The organism is Nonomuraea sp. NPDC050404, from assembly GCF_040655495.1.
Lineage (GTDB): Bacteria > Actinomycetota > Actinomycetes > Streptosporangiales > Streptosporangiaceae > Nonomuraea.
The window spans coordinates 1-15,820 of sequence record NZ_JBFAKB010000041.1; the positions used below are offsets into that span (position 1 = coordinate 1).

Consider the following 15,820-nt stretch of genomic DNA (forward strand, 5'->3'; position numbering starts at 1 on the left):
CGTCTACCAGGAGCTTCTTGCTGTTACCGGTCGAACCACGGCATCGCGATCATGCTGTGACCAGGGCACTCGCCGCGGAGCCTGAAAAAGGTTCACTGATCGGCGGGTCGGCGGGCCGGCGGGGCGGTGAAGACGATGGTCGATCGGCCGGATGGATTTCCGGCCGCGTCTTCCGTGACGTGCAATATGCGTGCAATGATCACGGCGGCAGCAGTGCCAGTAACGTGCTGCGTACCAGGTCAGCGGCCATGTCGCTCGAAGAACAGTCACGAGCTGTAAAACCGTCGGCTCAGCCTACGCAAGTTCGAACCTTGCACCTGCCACACCAGCGGGAAGAGGCCCGTCACCAGCGGAAACGCGGTGACGGGCCTCTCGCTTTGTGTCTGGCAGCCTACGGTGATCACCGGTGCTCTACGGTCTCTCGCGGCCAAGTTTCCAACCGGCATCGTGACCGAAGTACCACCGCACTGGGTCGTCCTTGCCTGTCTGACGGGAGAGGGCCAAGGCTTGGCCTGCGCCTGCCCGATCGACGGCGGAGCGGTGGCCTCGACGTGATGCCCTGGGCTTCGACCAGGTGGTCAGGGGTTCTGCGGCCAGTCACCTGTCCGCGTCGCTGATACGGAACAGTTGGCCCCGAGTATTCAGCCCAGGGAGTCAGTTCTTCCTGAAACATGCGAAAAGGTGCCCCTGGCCTGCCAGGATTTGGGTGTCGACGCCATATCCAGTGCAGAAGCAGGTGCACCTTTCTGGTGAGTGAGCGTACCGGGTGGGACCGCCGGTTGTCTGTCACAGCCGACAGAAAAGGGCTGGTAGGTCATGCGGGAGCGGTGCTCCTGCACAAGCTCGTTGACCGGGTGGAGCTGAGCGAGGCGCTCGGCAGGTGTGGCGGGATGGGCAAAGGCCTCATTTTCGGACCCGGCAGAATCCCAGCTTTGTCCGCCGGGCTCTCGCAACGGCCGGAGACGGTCCTGCTGTCGACCTGAGTCACGCCTCTGATATCCGTCGGTGTGACTCCCCGTACGCCCCGGAGGTCGGGATGATCTACCTGACCTACGCCGCCTCCGACCTCGGCAAGGCCGGGGTGGCGGTCCCTGTTGACGGGGGCTATGGTCGCGTCCCCGGCTTTGCAGTTTTGCCTCCGATGGAAATCGGCCGGATAGTCGTACCCATCATGATGTTTCTCTTTGCATGAGAGCGGAGGATGGTCATACTGCTGTAGTCGCGCAACCTCGAACTGTCATCCAAGAAAGTCGGTCAAGGACGATGGCCGCGAATCTCGTACTGCCGCAGTACTCGGGAATGCTCATTTACGATGATCTATTGAGCGAATTACGGCAAATCGGCTGTGTGCTTATTGTCGACTTTGTGCGGATAAATTCGGGTATGCGAGTGAAGATCCTCGATGGATTCTGGATCCGTACCCAAGGTCTGTCATGGCGGCACCTGGACGCGGCGCAGCTCACCGAGGTGCGGCGGCACTGGCGCGGGCGCTACGACCACGCACTCCACCCCTCCATCGACTTTGTGGTCGACCTATTGCGGGATCGGCTGGCCGAGGACCGGCTCGGCCTGCGCCGGTTGATCCTCTTCCAGTTCCGGCAGGTCGCGACGGGTACGGCGGTCCAGCTCAAGAGGTGGCTGACAGATCTCGGTATAGACGAGGACGAAGTGGAGGATCTCGCCCAAGCCCTCGCGAACACCCGGTGCGGCCCAAGCGCCGACGCGGTCATGGAGATCGTCCGGATGCGGCGATCGGGAGATCTCGATCGAGCCGCCCCGCTGGCACGAGCCATGGCTCCCGTCGTCACGGATCACGTGCTGGCCGAATTCCTCGATCGCGTGAGCGAGGATCAGGCTGCGGTGGCCGGGTTACGGGCTCAGGCGGCGGCGGCCGAAAGTGGTGGGCGTGGCGAGGATGCGGCGGCGGCGTACCTGTCCGCGCTCGCCATCCTGCCGGAGGACGAGAGCCTGCGGCGCGGCCTCTCCAGATGTCCGCCCCCCATGCCCGTCGACGTCGGTGTGACAGTGGCGGGCCACTCCGTCAGGGTGCGATGGCGGGAGGTGGCGGCGGCGGGAATCGTGACCTATCGGATCCGTCGCGGGAGCGATGGCGAACTCCGGCAGATCGCTGAGGTGTCGTCCGTCACCTTCAACGATCACACGCCGCCGCTCGGGCCGGATCTCGTCTACGAGGTCTCGACCGTGCGCAACGGGCTGACGGAGTCGCGAGGCGCGGCCGGCGCGCCGGTCCGGGTGACGCCCGAGGTCGGCGGCCTCCGGTTGCTCGACACGCGCCAGGGGGTGATGGGTACGTGGGCCGAGCCTGCCGCCGCGGCGTCGGTGCGGGTCATTCGTACCGGGGGCGACGGGAGTGACGCCGGTGAGCGTGAGGTGCCCGCGCGGGAGGGGGCGTTCCACGACGACCGGCCACCGCTGGGGAGGCTCCGTTATCGGGTGAGCTGCGCGTACGCCCTGCCGTCCGGTGAGCGTGCCTGGTCGCGAGGGGTCGTGGGAGACGTGCAGGTGCGGCCCTGGCCACGTCCGGTGGCCGACTTCGAGGTGGTCGTGTGCGGTGAGGACGTGGAGGTGCGCTGGGAGCCGATAGGAGCCGGGGACGTGCTCGTCATCGACGCTGAGCAACCGATGGCGCCGGGCACAGACCTGTCGTCGGCACAGGTCGCGGTGATGGGCCGGACGTTGGTGCAGCAGTCGGCGGATGTCCGGTCACCGCACCGCATGGTCCTGGCGGATCGCGGTCTCCACCACCTGACGGCGCTGACGGTGCTCGACGGGCGAGCCGTGATCGGGCAGACGCGCACGGTCGACGTCCTGCCGGGTGCGGCGAACCTGACGGCGGAGCGGCGGGACGACACAGTGCATGTCATGTGGCGTTGGCCTGCCGGGGTATCTCAGATGCTGGTGAGCTGGCGATCCGAGGACGGCGAAAACTGTAGAAGGGTACTGCTCGACCGGTACCGCCGGGGCGGGTGTGTTCTCCCCGTGTCGGAGAAGGCCCAGCGTGTGGAGGTCGCGCCGCTCTGCAACCATCCGGAGCATGTCACGGTGGGACCCGTCGCCTGGGCCGAGGTGCCCCCGCGGCACGACCTCGCCTATGAGATCGTGCGCAGAAAGAACGCGCGATGGGTTTCGATCAAGGTTTACCCACCGCTGCCCGGTGCGGAGTTCGTATTGATCGCTCGACCCGGGGAGATTCGCCCGACTCGGATCCAGCAGGGTGTCGCGTTGCTGCGGGCCCGTCTGCCCGAGCGTGACGAGGAGTACCCGCTCGGCCGGTCCGACCTCGCGCCGCCGTACTACATGCTCGGTTTCCTCACTGGAACGGACGCCTCCGTCCGGCTCATCCATCCCGACCGTGCCCAACTGCTGGTGGTGCGCTGATATGTCGATGATCGTCTGTCCGTACTGCTTCGCCCGGTTCACGAGCAGACGCCTGCAGTTTCGCTGCCTGCAGTCGCCGCACGGTACCCGTACAGGGCAGCCCTGCCCGTCAGAGGTTGACGGGCCGCTGACCCAGTTCCTCGGGCGGGCCACCCCCGTGCGCTCTGGGCCGGTCTTCTCCGCCAACGGCAACCGTGCTCGGACTCCGTGCCCGACCTGCGGGGTGATCACCAGTAAGCGGGTGTGCCCGCAGTGCCACAACGATCTCCCCGGCGGGTACGCGAACATGCACGGCCGAATCATTGCGCTGGTTGGGCCCAAGACGTCCGGCAAAAGCACCTACACCACGATCTTGGTGCGTGAGCTGCGCACCCGGGTCGGCAACGCCTTCGACTCCGCGGTCAACGTCATGGACGACCGTACGGCGGCGGAGTACGCCGATCGTGAGCGCAGGCTCTACGACGAGGGGCAACTACCTGCGGCGACGGCGCCCGCGGGAACGGACCTCGTCTATCCGCTGCTGTTCAGGTTCACCCTGCGGGTGCGGCGGTTCCTGCGTACGAGGTCGCGGTCGAGCTCATTGGTCTTTTTCGACACCGCAGGCGAGGATCTGGAGACGGCCGACAGCACGGCCAGGCACGTGCACTACCTCGCCGAGGCTGACGGCATCATCCTGCTGGTTGACCCGCTGCAGTTCGGCCCGGTACGCGACGCGCTCAACGGCCGGGTCACCGACATGCCCAAGCAGGGCACCCCGCCGGACCGGATCGTGGCGATCATCGGGCAGTTGATCAGGGACCGGCGGAACCGCTCGGGCGGCAGCCGCCTCGACATTCCGCTGGCCGTTGCTCTGACCAAGGTGGATCTGCTCCCGCCGCTCCTGGACGAGGGCTCGCGGCTGCTGCGCTGCGCGTGGCACGATGGCGCCCTCGACCGGGCCGATCTGCGGGAGGTCGATGACGAGGTCCGGGCCCACCTGCAGGACTGGGACGAGGGCGCACTGCGCAGACAGGTGGAAGCCGACTTCAGCAGACACGCCTTCTTCGCGCTGTCCGCCCTGGGCGGAGAACCCGACATGCAGGACCACGGCAAGACGACGCCGAAGGGCGGCATCCGCCCGATCAGGCCGGAAGACCCTGTCCTGTGGCTCTTCCACCTCTTCGGGTTGATCCGGGCGAAGAAGGAGCATTGATGGCTATCCAGGAGTTCCACTACACCTCCGCGGAGAGCGGTCTGCGCGGCTCGCCCGGCTTCCAGTTCGTCAAGGCCCCCGCCGACGCAGATCCGTCCGTGCTGCGTCAGGTGGAGTCGCTGGTCGCGTACGAGCCGCCCCGATCGGCGCCTGCCCGACCGACAGCGGAGGACCTGGAGCGGATGCCGGTGTCACTGAGCTACTCCCGCCTGCCGGACGGGAGCGCCGTGCTGTGCAACACGACGTACACGGGGCTGGACTATTCCGGTCGTTCAGGCAACTTCTATGCCCACGCCCTGTACCTATCCGAAGGGCCGCAAGCCCTGGGCATGCAGGCCGTGGAGGCATGGCGGTCGCCGTCCTGGCAGCACTCGGCAGATGAGCCGCCGCGAGCGGGGCCTGCCCTCCAGCCCGGACCGGTAATGACGACGGCCAGGGCCCAGGCGTTCTGCGCCGACCGGCACGCGCGGCTGGCCTGTTTCTTGAGCGATGTGCTGCGCGGGTTCGATCCCGGCGACGGCAAGCAGGTCATCGTGGTCGAGGACGAGGCCGACGACGTGGCGATGTGGCTGTACGTGGCCTGTGCGTCGCTGCCCGCCGCACTGGCCGAGCGGCTCACGTTCACCACGTACACCCGGCGTCCCTACCTGTCGCCGCACGCGGTCATCGGCATATCACCGGACGCGGACTTCTCCTTCTCCTACGCGGAAATCGCCCATCACTATCGCGTGCATCACCTGGATCCCGACAGGTCCAGCCCGGCCGACCCGCTGGAGTGGGCGGAGATCGCGGCCGAGGTTTGGCGGGCGTGCCGGATCGATCTCTTCTCCTCCGCTTATGGATGGTTGCCGGATCCGGGTGTTGTCGATTCGGGCTATGTGGACGAACTGACGGGGGTTCTGGCCACGGCGGCCGCGGCCCACGGCTTGTGGCTGCCCGCACGAGGAGTGGTCTCGGCCGTCACCTGGGCCACGTCCAGGACAGGACAGGACGCGGAGCGGTTCTGGGGCGGGCTGATGGAGACCGCCGTGAGACGGCACGAGGACATCCCACTGGCATTGCTGGGCGCGATGTGCCAGGCCGCGAGCCGCGCAGGGGAGACAGGGACCGGCTCGCTCGTCGCCGTCCTGGTTAGCAGGCTGGTGGCCGCCGTGACGGAGGAAGAACCCGACGGGGGGACGACGCGGTGGCTGCTGGCCCGGCTGCGTGCTGAGCCGGAGCTCGCCCGGGTCGTGGCCGCCCGTACCAGGTCCGGCCTGGACCGGGTGCTCAGCGGGCCGCTACCGGTGGCCCGGGTGTTGTGGCTGGCCCGGCTGGCCGAGGCATTGGGTCTCGAGGACACGCTGCTGTCCACGGGGGAGCGCATCCTCGGGCCCGCCCTCCTTCACGGGCCGGAGACGGACGCGGTCGCCGAATACCTGGCAGAGCACGCCGACCGGCACCTGCGCGACCGAGTTCTCGACTATCTGAACGAGGTGGCCACGCATGAGCCGGAGGTCCTCCTGGCTGCGTTGCCCGGCTCCTCCCCAGTCGCGCTGTGGCTGGCCACCGCCGACCTGACCGGCAGGTCCGTGCTGATCGTCACCCTCGATCTGGTACGGGCACGCGCGGAGGGGACGGCCGGCGACAACGTCACGGCGTTCCAGCGGGTCATGACCGCGCTCCGCAGCGAACCCAACGTGCTCCCGGCGGGCGCCGTCATCGATCTGGCCATCAAGGTCGTCTGGAACGGCACACCGGTGTCCGTGCGGGAGGCGGCCGAGCTCGTCCATCTCGTCCGCGTGCCGGAGACCGTCAGGGAAAGCGGGCTCTGGGCGTTGTGCCTGGCACTGCTGGCGAACTCGGGCGCGCTGGATCGGGACGTGACCGGGTTGGCGCAGTCGCTGCGTCAGATCGCCGCCCGGGACCGTTCCTCGCGGGAAGAGCCCTTGGTCGTCCTCATCGCCGTGACCGGCAGGCTGAACGGTGTGACGACCCTGGCCGACCTGTGTGAGGCCGTGTCGCTGCTTGGCCGACAGCCGCCAATCCCGCAGAAACTGCGCGTGGCCGCCGAGGAGACGCTGCTCGGCTGGTATCTGGATCCGCTGCGCCTGCGGGAGTGGTCGCAGCGGCTCGCCGACGAACTGGGCTGCCTGGCCCGGTACGGAGGGCGGCGACTAATCGGCGAGTACGTCAGGCACGCGAGAGAACGGCTGTCCCGCGAGGTCAGGAAGTCGGCCGAACTTCTCGCCTGCTGCTTCGCCCTGTGGTGGCCGGAGACGGACGGCGGCGCGGACGACTGGTCCGAGGCCCGGCAGGTGCTGCTGGCCGACGTGCTGGCGCCCGCGGTGAAGAAACTCGGCGAGGAGCGCCTGGTCACGGCCGGAGACCGTATCCACCGGCAGCGGCGCGAGATGTACCCCGAGTGGCGGCACTGGCTGGATCAGCAGCGCACACGGGGCCGCCGCCTAGGTCTGCCGTGGCTGATCTACAAGAAATCTCCGTGAGGGCGTGATCCGTGTCGGTCGTATACGTCTTCGCGGTCATCATTTTCTGGCTTTTAATGCTCTTTCCCGTCGGTCCGTTCCTTGTCGTGGTGGCGGCTCCCGTCGTGGCGCTCATTCTGGCCGGCCGGTACGTGTGGGCCGCGGTCCAGGTGCTCGTCCTGCCTTCGGGTACCGGGCAGGACGCCCACGTCCGCAGGCCCCGGCAGGGCGCGGGAGAACCCGCCTACACCTCGTACTACCTGGATCAGGTCCTGGTAGACCTGCGGTCGGTCGTGCGGCAGGCGCTGGCCGCCGAGGTCCGGCTGCTACGCGGACCCTTCAAGAGAGTAGTGGAGTGGCTGATCACCGGCGCCGTGTCGCCACAGCTGCCGCTGTCCCGGATCCCCCGGCACCACCTCGCCTTCACCGCCCCCTTCGGAGTGGCAGCGCTCGTTGCCACGGTGACGGGTGTCGCCCTGGCGACCGTGGCGGGAGTGGCCGTGCACGCCGTGCACGCGGTGTTCCTACTCGTCGTCGTCGCCGGGCTCGCTTTCACGGTTGTGCTGCTGCGCATGGTGGAGGCCGCGCGGCTGCTCGTGCGCAGGATCTATTTGCGCTGCCCCTACCCGGGTTGTTTCCGGCCGATCGCCACCCCCTTCTACCGTTGCGGCAGCGGTCGGCACGAGCACGGCTCGCTGCGACCGGGGCAATATGGCGTGCTCTGGCGGATCTGCGCATGCGACGAACGGTTGCCCACGTTGCTGCTGTTCAAGCGGCATCGGCTGGAAGCTCGTTGCCCACACTGCAAGCGTCCGCTGCCCGATCATCTCGGCTCCGCGCCTCTCCGGCACGTCCCTCTGGTCGGCGGCTCGTCGGCAGGAAAGACGACGTTGCTCATGGCCGTAATGGCGAGTCTCGAATGGATGGCGGCCAAAGGCGAAGTGAGCATGGAGTTCGCGGCGGAGAGCTCGCGCCGCGAGTACGACGAGGCCAAGGGACGTCTCGCGGCAGGAGCCGGGCTGGCCGCCACGGCGAGCGACGTTCCCCACGCGTTTCTGGTCTATCTGGGCAGGAACGCCAAGCGGCGCAGGCTGCTCTATATCTATGACCCGCGCGGGGAGGCTTTCCAGCGTGGCGACTCCGTACGAGAGCAGCAGTACCTCAACCACACCAGCGGCGTGCTGTTCGTGATCGACCCGTTCTCCGCGCCGCCGCCGAGGCCACTGTCGGAGGCCGACCGGCACACGGTTCACGGGGCCAAGCCATCGAAAGAGCACCCGGATGCCATCTATCACCGCTTCACCAACGAATTGGGAGTGATCCTGGGCAGGCGGCGCGGCAGCACACCGGTGGCGGTGGTCGTCACCAAGATGGACGCCATCGGCCGGATGGACGACCTGCCGCCGCCCGAACGCGCCCACGACAGCAAGACGGTGGCAGACTGGCTCGCTGGCACGCTCGGGCTCGGCAACCTGATCCGGTCGCTGCGCCACGACTTTGGGCCCCTCAGATACTCGGCCATCAGCGCGTACGCCGGCATGGATGGCGCGGCCACCGACGCCGACCGCAGAGCCGTCGCCGCTTCCGTCTTGTGGCTGCTCTTCGACAAGCCCATCCGCTCATGAAGCCGAGGAGGAGCCTTGCCATCCGTCCCCGCGCACGTACGTCGGCAACGCATCGTCGTTTTCGGGATGTTCGTTCTGGCGGTCCTCGTGGTCGCCGCCGTGGCAACGGCACTGGTGCTCGCATGAAACCCGCCACCGCGCGGAGTCTCAGGAAAGGAACGGCATGACCGCTGAACTGCCCGGTGGCCAGATGGCCCACCGGCCCGTGCACTTCTTCTGGTTGCTCGACTGCTCCAGCTCGATGTCCATCAATGGCAAGATCGGCTCGCTGAACTTCGCGGTTCGGGAAGCGATCCCGGAGATGCAGCGGGTGGCCAAGGACAATGCCTCCGCCCAGCTCATGGTGCGGGCGATCATGTTCGCCAACGGCGCGCAGTGGCATGTCCAAGCGCCGACTCCCATTGAGGACTTCCACTGGACCGATGTGGCGACCAGCGGGATCACCGACCTGGGCGCGGCGCTGCGGCTGGTGGCAGAGGAACTGCGGACACCGCCCATGCCGCCGCGCGCGCTGAAACCCGTGCTCGCCCTCGTCTCCGACGGCCAGCCCACCGACGACTGGCGCTCCGGATTGCGGGCCGTGGACGACACGCCGTGGGGCCGCAGGGCGGTGCGCGTGGCGGTCGCCATCGGGCAGGACGCTGACATCGCGATGCTTCAGGAGTTCCTGGACAATCCCGAGCTACAACCGCTACAGGCGAACAACCCCAAGCAACTCGCCGACGCGATCCGCTGGATGTCGACCGTCGCTGTCAAGGCGGCCTCCATGCCCCATGGGGGCCGCGACACCGCTGTCCTCCCGCAGCCTCCCACGTCCGTCGACGACGACGCGGACGATGTCTGGTGAGCGATTCCGCCTGGCGCCTGCTGGCCGCGTCCGCCAAAGGGCCGAAGAAGAAGGTCAATCAGGACTACCACGACATGCACGTTTCTTCCGACGGCGCAGAGGTCTTCATGGCGGTCGCGGACGGTCACGGCTCGGCTGCCTACCCGCGCAGCGACATCGGCTCCCGGCTGGCCGTGGAGGCGTTCCTCGAGGTGGTGACCGAGTTTTGGCGGTCCTGCAACCGGGACGATCAGCTCAGGCATGTGCATTTTCGGGCTAAGGAGGACCTGCCGCGAGACGTCGTGCACAACTGGCGCTCGCGGGTCCGCGACCATCTCGAACGCGAACCGTTCACGGGCGCGGTTCCGGTCGGACCGGAGATCTACGGGACCACGCTGCTAGGGGCGGTCGTCAGCGAATGGCTCGTCCTGGGCTGGCAACTCGGTGACGGCGAACTGTGCGTCCTGCACTCCGACGGGGAGCCGGTCCTCCCCCTGTACGACTCTTCCGAGCCTGCGGGTGACGAGACCTACTCCATGTGCAGCCCCGGCGCCAGGCATCTGATGCGGCTGTACTGGGCGCCGGTGCAGGCCGAGCAGCCTCTGCGCCTGCTGACGTTGTCCACTGATGGCTTGTCCAACAGCTTCGTCTCAATGGCTGACTATCTCGACTTCGTCCGCGGCATCGACCGCCGATTGTCGGACAACGGCGCGGACCAGGTGGCAGCGGACCTGCCGGAGTGGCTGAAACGGGCCAGCTCATACTCCGGAGACGACACCACTTTCGTGGGGGCCTGGTGTAACCCGCGTCTACAGGAGGGTAGTGATGTCAGGAATTCTCAAGTCAGGTGAGGTGCTGCGTACCGCGCAGGGCGAGGACGTGACGGTCCTCGATTATCTCGGAGCGGGCGGCCAAGGGGAGGTCTACCGGGTCCAGCACGGGGGGCGGGTCAGGGCTCTCAAGTGGTACTACCAGCAGTCCGCCACTCCGATGCAGCGCAGCATCGTGGAGGACCTCGTCAACCGCGCATTCGACGACGACCGGTTCCTCTGGCCGACGCACATGGTCCTCGGATCGAAGGAGAGTTTCGGCTACCTGATGGACCTGCGTCCCCCGCACTTCCACGGGCTGTCCGACCTGTTCCGGCGGCAGGTAAACGTAACCTCGCGCGAACTGGTGATCGCTTGCGTGTACCTCGTGGAGGCGTACCGGGCGCTGCACTCCCAGGGCATCGCGTATCGGGACATCTCCTATGGCAACGTGTTCTTCGACCCGGCCACCGGGAACGTGCTGGTGTGCGACAACGACAACGCCGTCGTGGAGGGTGGGCTGTCAGGCATCGAGGGCACCATGGAGTTCATGGCGCCCGAACTGGTGCGTGGTGACGATGGCGCCTCTCCGGGTACGCAGACTGACCTGCACTCACTGGCGGTCCTGTTGTTCATGATGTTGATGAACCATCATCCGCTCGAAGGCGCGCTCGAGTTCCGCATCAGGTGCCTGGACGAGAAGGCCAAGCGGCAACTCTACGGAAAGGATCCCGTCTTCCTCTTCGACCCGGCAGACGACAGGAACCGGCCGGTGCCCGGTGAGCAGGACACAGTGCGCGCTACCTGGGAAGCGGCGACAGAGCCGCTGCGCACATTGTTCATCCAGACCTTCACCAAGGGGCTTACCCGGCCGGAGGCCAGGGTCAGGGAGACGCAGTGGCGCGACGCACTCGCGGCGGCCCATGACCTGATCGTCCACTGCGGCGGGTGCGAGCGCCAGAATGTGGTGGATCTCGCTGCGCCGGGCCGTACCTGCTGGTCCTGTGCCAAGCGGCTGCGGCTGCCACCGGTGTTGTCCATCACCACGTCCGGTCCACGCGTCACACGCACGGTGGCGCTGACCCGGGACGCCCGTGTTTGCGCGCACCACCTGGTGGGGGAGCCGGTCAGACACGACTACGAGGACAAGGTGGCCGAGGTCGTCGAGCATCCGCGAGTGCCCGGCAGGTACGGCCTGCGTAACCTGATGCCAGGCACCTGGAAGATCCGCCGTCCCGACGGCACGTCCGACGAGGTGCCGAATGGGCGCAGCCTCGATCTGAAGCCCGGTATTCGACTGCAGATCGGCTCGGTGGAGGCGGTCATCCAGCCCCCGACCTGGTAGCTCAGGTGGCGATCTGTGTCATGGCCTCGCTGACCTTGGCGGCTGCGTCGGCGACAGCGGCGACATTCCCCGAACCGGCGACTATGTTGTCGATCCAGCGCCGGATCCTGCCGGGTTCGGGGCTGTCCTGGTCGAGCTCGGCCAGAGCCTGTACGGCGTCGTGGCGCGTCTCGGCGGACACGGACTGCCGGTGCGACTCGATGGCGGCGAGTAGGTTGTGCAGCAACGGGCGGAGGGCGTCGAGGTCACCGTGCACCTCGACCCGCCCGGCACCGCTGATCTCGTTGTTGCTGCCGCCGACGACTGCGTTGCCGGCTTGAAGGTTGGTGATGTTGAAGGTGTCCCCCATGCCGTGCTCCCTAGTGTTGAGATGACGGGCCGCCGGGCGGCGGACCCTGCTGCTGTGCGCCGCCCTGTCCCTGAGCGGGACTGTTGACCTGACCATGACCGCTGATGATGTTCCCCTCGCCCCCGATGACCACGTTGCCGGCGGTCACCGTGTCGATGTTGCTGATCGACTGGTTGATGACCTGGAGCTGTGCACGAAACTCGGAGTCGTCCACGCCATGGTCCTTCAGGAACTCCTGGATGCAGTCCAGCAGCCGCCGCTGGAGCCGCTTGACGCTGTCGATGACGTCGACGTCCTCGTAATGTTCGGAGGTGTCGTACGCGGCCACGGCCTCCCGGAGGCTCACTCGTGCGCCGTAGTCGTGGTTGAGCCCGAGTTGAATCTTCTTCCTGGCGTCCTTCATCTCCTTGCCGTACGGCTGCCGCAGGGTGTCGGCCGTGGACAGCGGCGTCTTCGCCCCGAAGACGATGGGCAGCGTGAAGCGGCACGCCTGGGCGAAGGAGCGGACCGCGATGCCGATCCGGCCGCCCACCAGGAAATCGTCCGTGGGGCGGTAACGGTCGAGGACGGGAGGCAGGAAATAGATGTTCCGCTCGATCGAGAGCAGGTTCTGCTCAAGCCAGGCGCGCACGTACATGCACACAACGAGATCGCCCCCGGACAGGATCCGCTCCAGGCAGATGAAGGTGCGCGCGTAGGGCGACGGGTTGAGCGCGCCGCTTTTGACCCAGTCCTTTCCGACCGTGGGCGCAGGCGGGCCGAATGCGTCCGGAAGCAACCCGGACACTTGGCGCGCGAAATCGCCGCGCACATAAAGCCGGTTGCGGACGAGTAGCCCGTCGAATCCCAGTGACGGCACATGCGTCGCGAGATAGTGATGAAGGTCCACCGCGTCGAAAGGTTTGAGCGTGGCCTTGCGCCCGTTGGAGTCGACGCTGGCCCGGGTGATGTCAATGGGGTTGAAATGGAATTGGTTGAGGCGTTTGCCGCTGCCGATGAAGGGGTCGCCCTGGCCGTCCGCGAATACGATCACGTTTGTCTTCTTCAGCGCCGTCAGGCGGTCCTCCACGGTCGGGTGCAGTGGCGGGGCCTGCTCGCTGGCCGGCCGCGCCTCTGTGATGACCTGGAAGGCCGCCTTCCTGTCGCTCCACGCGCGCCAGAACACCAGACCCCAGGCTGCCACTAAGAGGGCGGCCGCGCTCAATCCCACGATGGCTGGATCGAACGCCAGAAGGGCCGGCGAGCCGACCAGTCCCAGCCGAATCCACAACATCCCTTTGTCCTGAACGCGCCGCCGAGACAGCGCCAGTGCACTGTGTCGCCCGACAGCGGTCAGGTCCACGCCGAACGAGGGACACACGCCTCGAAGGGGAGGGTCGATGACCGTGTGGTGGATGTAGCCGCGCAGCTTCTCGTTCATGTGCACGGCGTGGCAGAGAATGCGCGTGGTGAGCTGCTCATTGAATTGCGGAAGCAGTGGATACCTTTTCGCGGCCAAGGGCTTTTCCGGCAATGTGTTCGACGGGGATATCGGGTTGGCCGAATGATTCTAACCCGGCAGGAATCGCTTTTCCTCGTTCTTCGGAAGGCCGGTCGGGAAAAACGGCGGATCTGTGGAGCGGGCCTGCGCCGCCACGAGGTGCCCGGGGCGGTCAGCTGATCAAACGCGACAAGTTGGCCGGACACGTATGCCGCGGCGGCAGGTGAACGAGTACTACATGGGCGGAGGGCCGAGTTCAGCTGAACCTAGGCTAATAGGCGGCCAAGTCAGGGCGGTCATGCGAGACTCCAGTTCGGCACATTGTTGCGACGGGACTGTAACCGTCGGCCCAGCCTACGCAAGATCGAGCCTTGCACCTGACACACCAGCGGGAAGAGCCCGCCACCAGCTGAAACACGGTGGCGGGCCGCTGGTTTCATGTCCGGCTGCTCACGTTGATCACCGGTGTGATGCGGCCTCACGGCTCTCACCCATCCGCATCGGATTCCCGGTTGTTGCGGCGCGCCAGCCGAAGGTGACGGAGCCTGTCAGCAGTACTGCTCCGGACAGAACGCCGCTGATGAACGGTACCCAGGCGATGGCCGGCGTCGGCGCCAGGGCGAGGCCGGCCGTGCCGAGCAGGGTGAGAATCACGCCGGGTACGGCGATTCCCCAGGTTCTCCAGACTGGCGCGAGCGCGATGAAATGCACGCCCACCACCAATGCCACCCAGGCCACATTGGCCTGTTCGGGGGCTTGCCAGGCGGCCAGAACGCGAAGCCCGCCGAAAAGCAGGATCGCTTCGGCGAGGACGATGATCAGGTAGCCGCGGCTGAACATGTTCCGCTGTTCTCGGCCGGTGGGTCGGCCCCTCCGGGCGATGGCGAACCACATGGCGATGACGCTTGTGGCCGCCACGCAGGCGACTGCCCGCAGGAGGGTGATGGTGACGGCGTTGAGCGGGCTCTGCGCGTTCACGATGACGAAGACCGCGCCGAAAATGGCGCCAACCAGTAGTCCGTTCATTCGTTGCATGAAGTCATTGAAGTTCGGGCCGGGTTTCGTACGCACGGGCCCTGGGGCGAGAACGTGGTCGGGGTGGCACTACCTCGCCGTACCGCGCAGGTAGGCGAGCACCGCGAGCACCCGCCGGTTGTCGTCCGGGGACTCGGGCAGCTTGAGCTTGGCGAACACGCTGGCCACATGCTTGCCAACGGCTGCCTCCGTGATCGACAGGGCGCTCGCGACGGCACCGTTGGAGCGTCCCTGCGCGATCAGGGCGAGCACTTCGCGCTCGCGTGCACTCAGCGTGTACGTCGGCTCGTCGACCTCCCTGGCGTTGGCCCAGGTCCGCTCGAACAGGTCGATGAGGGCGGTGAGGACGCTCTGCTGCCTGATTACGAGGGTGCCGGGCGCGTAGGCGAAGGGGGTCATTCGAAGGAACGCGACTGCGCGATCGAAGATGAGCAGTTGCTGGATCGGCTCGTCGACGACCCGATGCAGGTCCCCGGCGGCATGCAACTGCCTGATGCGGACGGCCTTGCGTGGGTCGTCCATGACGCTCGTGTGGACGATCGTACGCATCGTCATGCCGCGTTCCAGGGCGTCGAGCACGTTACGCCTGCTCCTGTGCTCCTCGGAGCCCTTTCCCGCCTCGCCCAAAGGGTGCAGGGCGCGCAGTTCGCCGGCCGCGGGGACGACCTGCGCGATGCGCTGCCGTACGAGCGCGTCGTCATCCACCCGCTCGACGTCGGCGGGGATGCCCCGCAGTTCGCCCACCACCTCTTCCAGGCGATGGACGAGCTGAGCCATCGACACACCGTCGTCCATACGTCTCCTTCGCGCTGCCCGCACCCGAGGTGGATCTCCCGAAAGATTCTGACCGGTGCGGCTGTGGGGGATGTCCACGGGGTTCTGGATCGGGGTCTGTCGGTGGAGCCTGAGCCCGGTCAGGCAGTTGGGTATGGCCCATGCGTGCCACACCAAGTAGGAGCAGCAGATCAGAGGTCCTGCGAGGGGGTTAGTGGGGGCCAGCCGATGCCCCTGGGTTCAGCGTCGGGCCCGGTCGCGGATGGCGGCCTCGATGCGAAGGCCAACGCCTATGAGGGCGATCCCGATGAAGATGGTTACCCACAAGGGCGCAGCGTTTGATTCGGTATTCGCCTGGACGATGGCGAGCAGCACGCCCAGAACGATGGCGACGAGGCCTGCAAGCCCGATGTTTTCGGAGGTTTCGTAGCGGCGCCAGTCGGCCGGGGATCGCTCTTGCGGTTCGGTCACAGGCGTGAGCATCCCATACGGTCATCAAGATCCGGTAGCGACCGGATTGG

The 15,820-nt window shown here is 66.8% G+C and carries 13 protein-coding genes; 8 read left to right on the forward strand and 5 right to left on the reverse strand.

Annotated features, from left to right (window positions below; translation table 11 throughout):
- Window positions 1–1,036: 1,036 nt before the first annotated feature.
- From AB0I81_RS57525 to AB0I81_RS57560, 8 genes are all read left to right on the forward strand, one after another.
- Window positions 1,037–1,192, forward strand: coding sequence for a hypothetical protein (locus AB0I81_RS57525; RefSeq protein WP_360677730.1), 156 nt, complete (start codon window positions 1,037–1,039; stop codon window positions 1,190–1,192).
- Between the two features lie 71 nt (window positions 1,193–1,263).
- Window positions 1,264–3,399 carry a fibronectin type III domain-containing protein gene (locus AB0I81_RS57530; RefSeq protein ID WP_360677732.1) on the forward strand — a complete coding sequence of 712 codons (2,136 nt, stop codon included), beginning with the start codon at window positions 1,264–1,266 and terminating at the stop codon, window positions 3,397–3,399.
- Between the two features lie 223 nt (window positions 3,400–3,622).
- On the forward strand, window positions 3,623–4,591 hold the full coding sequence (locus tag AB0I81_RS57535) for a hypothetical protein (protein ID WP_360677734.1): 969 nt from the start codon (window positions 3,623–3,625) through the stop codon (window positions 4,589–4,591).
- Window positions 4,591–7,077, forward strand: a complete 2,487-nt coding sequence (locus AB0I81_RS57540; protein WP_360677736.1) for a GTPase-associated protein 1-related protein — start codon at window positions 4,591–4,593, stop codon at window positions 7,075–7,077. Before AB0I81_RS57535 ends, AB0I81_RS57540 begins: the two co-directional genes overlap by 1 nt.
- Before the next feature lie 86 nt (window positions 7,078–7,163).
- A complete protein-coding gene (locus AB0I81_RS57545; RefSeq protein WP_360677738.1) occupies window positions 7,164–8,681 on the forward strand; it encodes a hypothetical protein in 1,518 nt (505 codons plus the stop codon).
- A 163-nt stretch (window positions 8,682–8,844) separates the two neighbouring features.
- On the forward strand, window positions 8,845–9,528 hold the full coding sequence (locus AB0I81_RS57550) for a hypothetical protein (protein WP_360677740.1): 684 nt from the start codon (window positions 8,845–8,847) through the stop codon (window positions 9,526–9,528).
- Entirely contained in the window at window positions 9,525–10,358 is an 834-nt protein-coding gene (locus AB0I81_RS57555; RefSeq protein WP_360677742.1) for a PP2C family serine/threonine-protein phosphatase, read from the forward strand. Before AB0I81_RS57550 ends, AB0I81_RS57555 begins: the two co-directional genes overlap by 4 nt.
- Window positions 10,333–11,661: a hypothetical protein gene (locus AB0I81_RS57560; protein ID WP_360677744.1), complete on the forward strand. Its 1,329-nt coding sequence runs from the start codon at window positions 10,333–10,335 to the stop codon at window positions 11,659–11,661. The genes AB0I81_RS57555 and AB0I81_RS57560 overlap by 26 nt, the downstream gene beginning before the upstream one ends.
- Before the next feature lies 1 nt (window position 11,662).
- Here the strand turns inward: AB0I81_RS57560 and AB0I81_RS57565 are convergent, their stop codons facing one another.
- From AB0I81_RS57565 to AB0I81_RS57585, 5 genes are all read right to left on the reverse strand, one after another.
- Window positions 11,663–12,010 carry a hypothetical protein gene (locus tag AB0I81_RS57565; protein ID WP_360677746.1) on the reverse strand — a complete coding sequence of 116 codons (348 nt, stop codon included), beginning with the start codon at window positions 12,008–12,010 and terminating at the stop codon, window positions 11,663–11,665.
- 10 nt (window positions 12,011–12,020) lie between these two features.
- Complete coding sequence (locus AB0I81_RS57570; RefSeq protein WP_360677748.1) at window positions 12,021–13,430, reverse strand: hypothetical protein; 1,410 nt, start codon at window positions 13,428–13,430, stop codon at window positions 12,021–12,023.
- Window positions 13,431–13,949: 519 nt separating this feature from the next.
- Window positions 13,950–14,516, reverse strand: a complete 567-nt coding sequence (locus tag AB0I81_RS57575; RefSeq protein WP_360677750.1) for a hypothetical protein — start codon at window positions 14,514–14,516, stop codon at window positions 13,950–13,952.
- Window positions 14,517–14,594: 78 nt separating this feature from the next.
- Complete coding sequence (locus tag AB0I81_RS57580) at window positions 14,595–15,320, reverse strand: LuxR C-terminal-related transcriptional regulator (protein ID WP_360677752.1); 726 nt, start codon at window positions 15,318–15,320, stop codon at window positions 14,595–14,597.
- A gap of 219 nt (window positions 15,321–15,539) precedes the next feature.
- Entirely contained in the window at window positions 15,540–15,770 is a 231-nt protein-coding gene (locus tag AB0I81_RS57585; protein ID WP_360677754.1) for a hypothetical protein, read from the reverse strand.
- Window positions 15,771–15,820 lie beyond the last annotated feature (50 nt).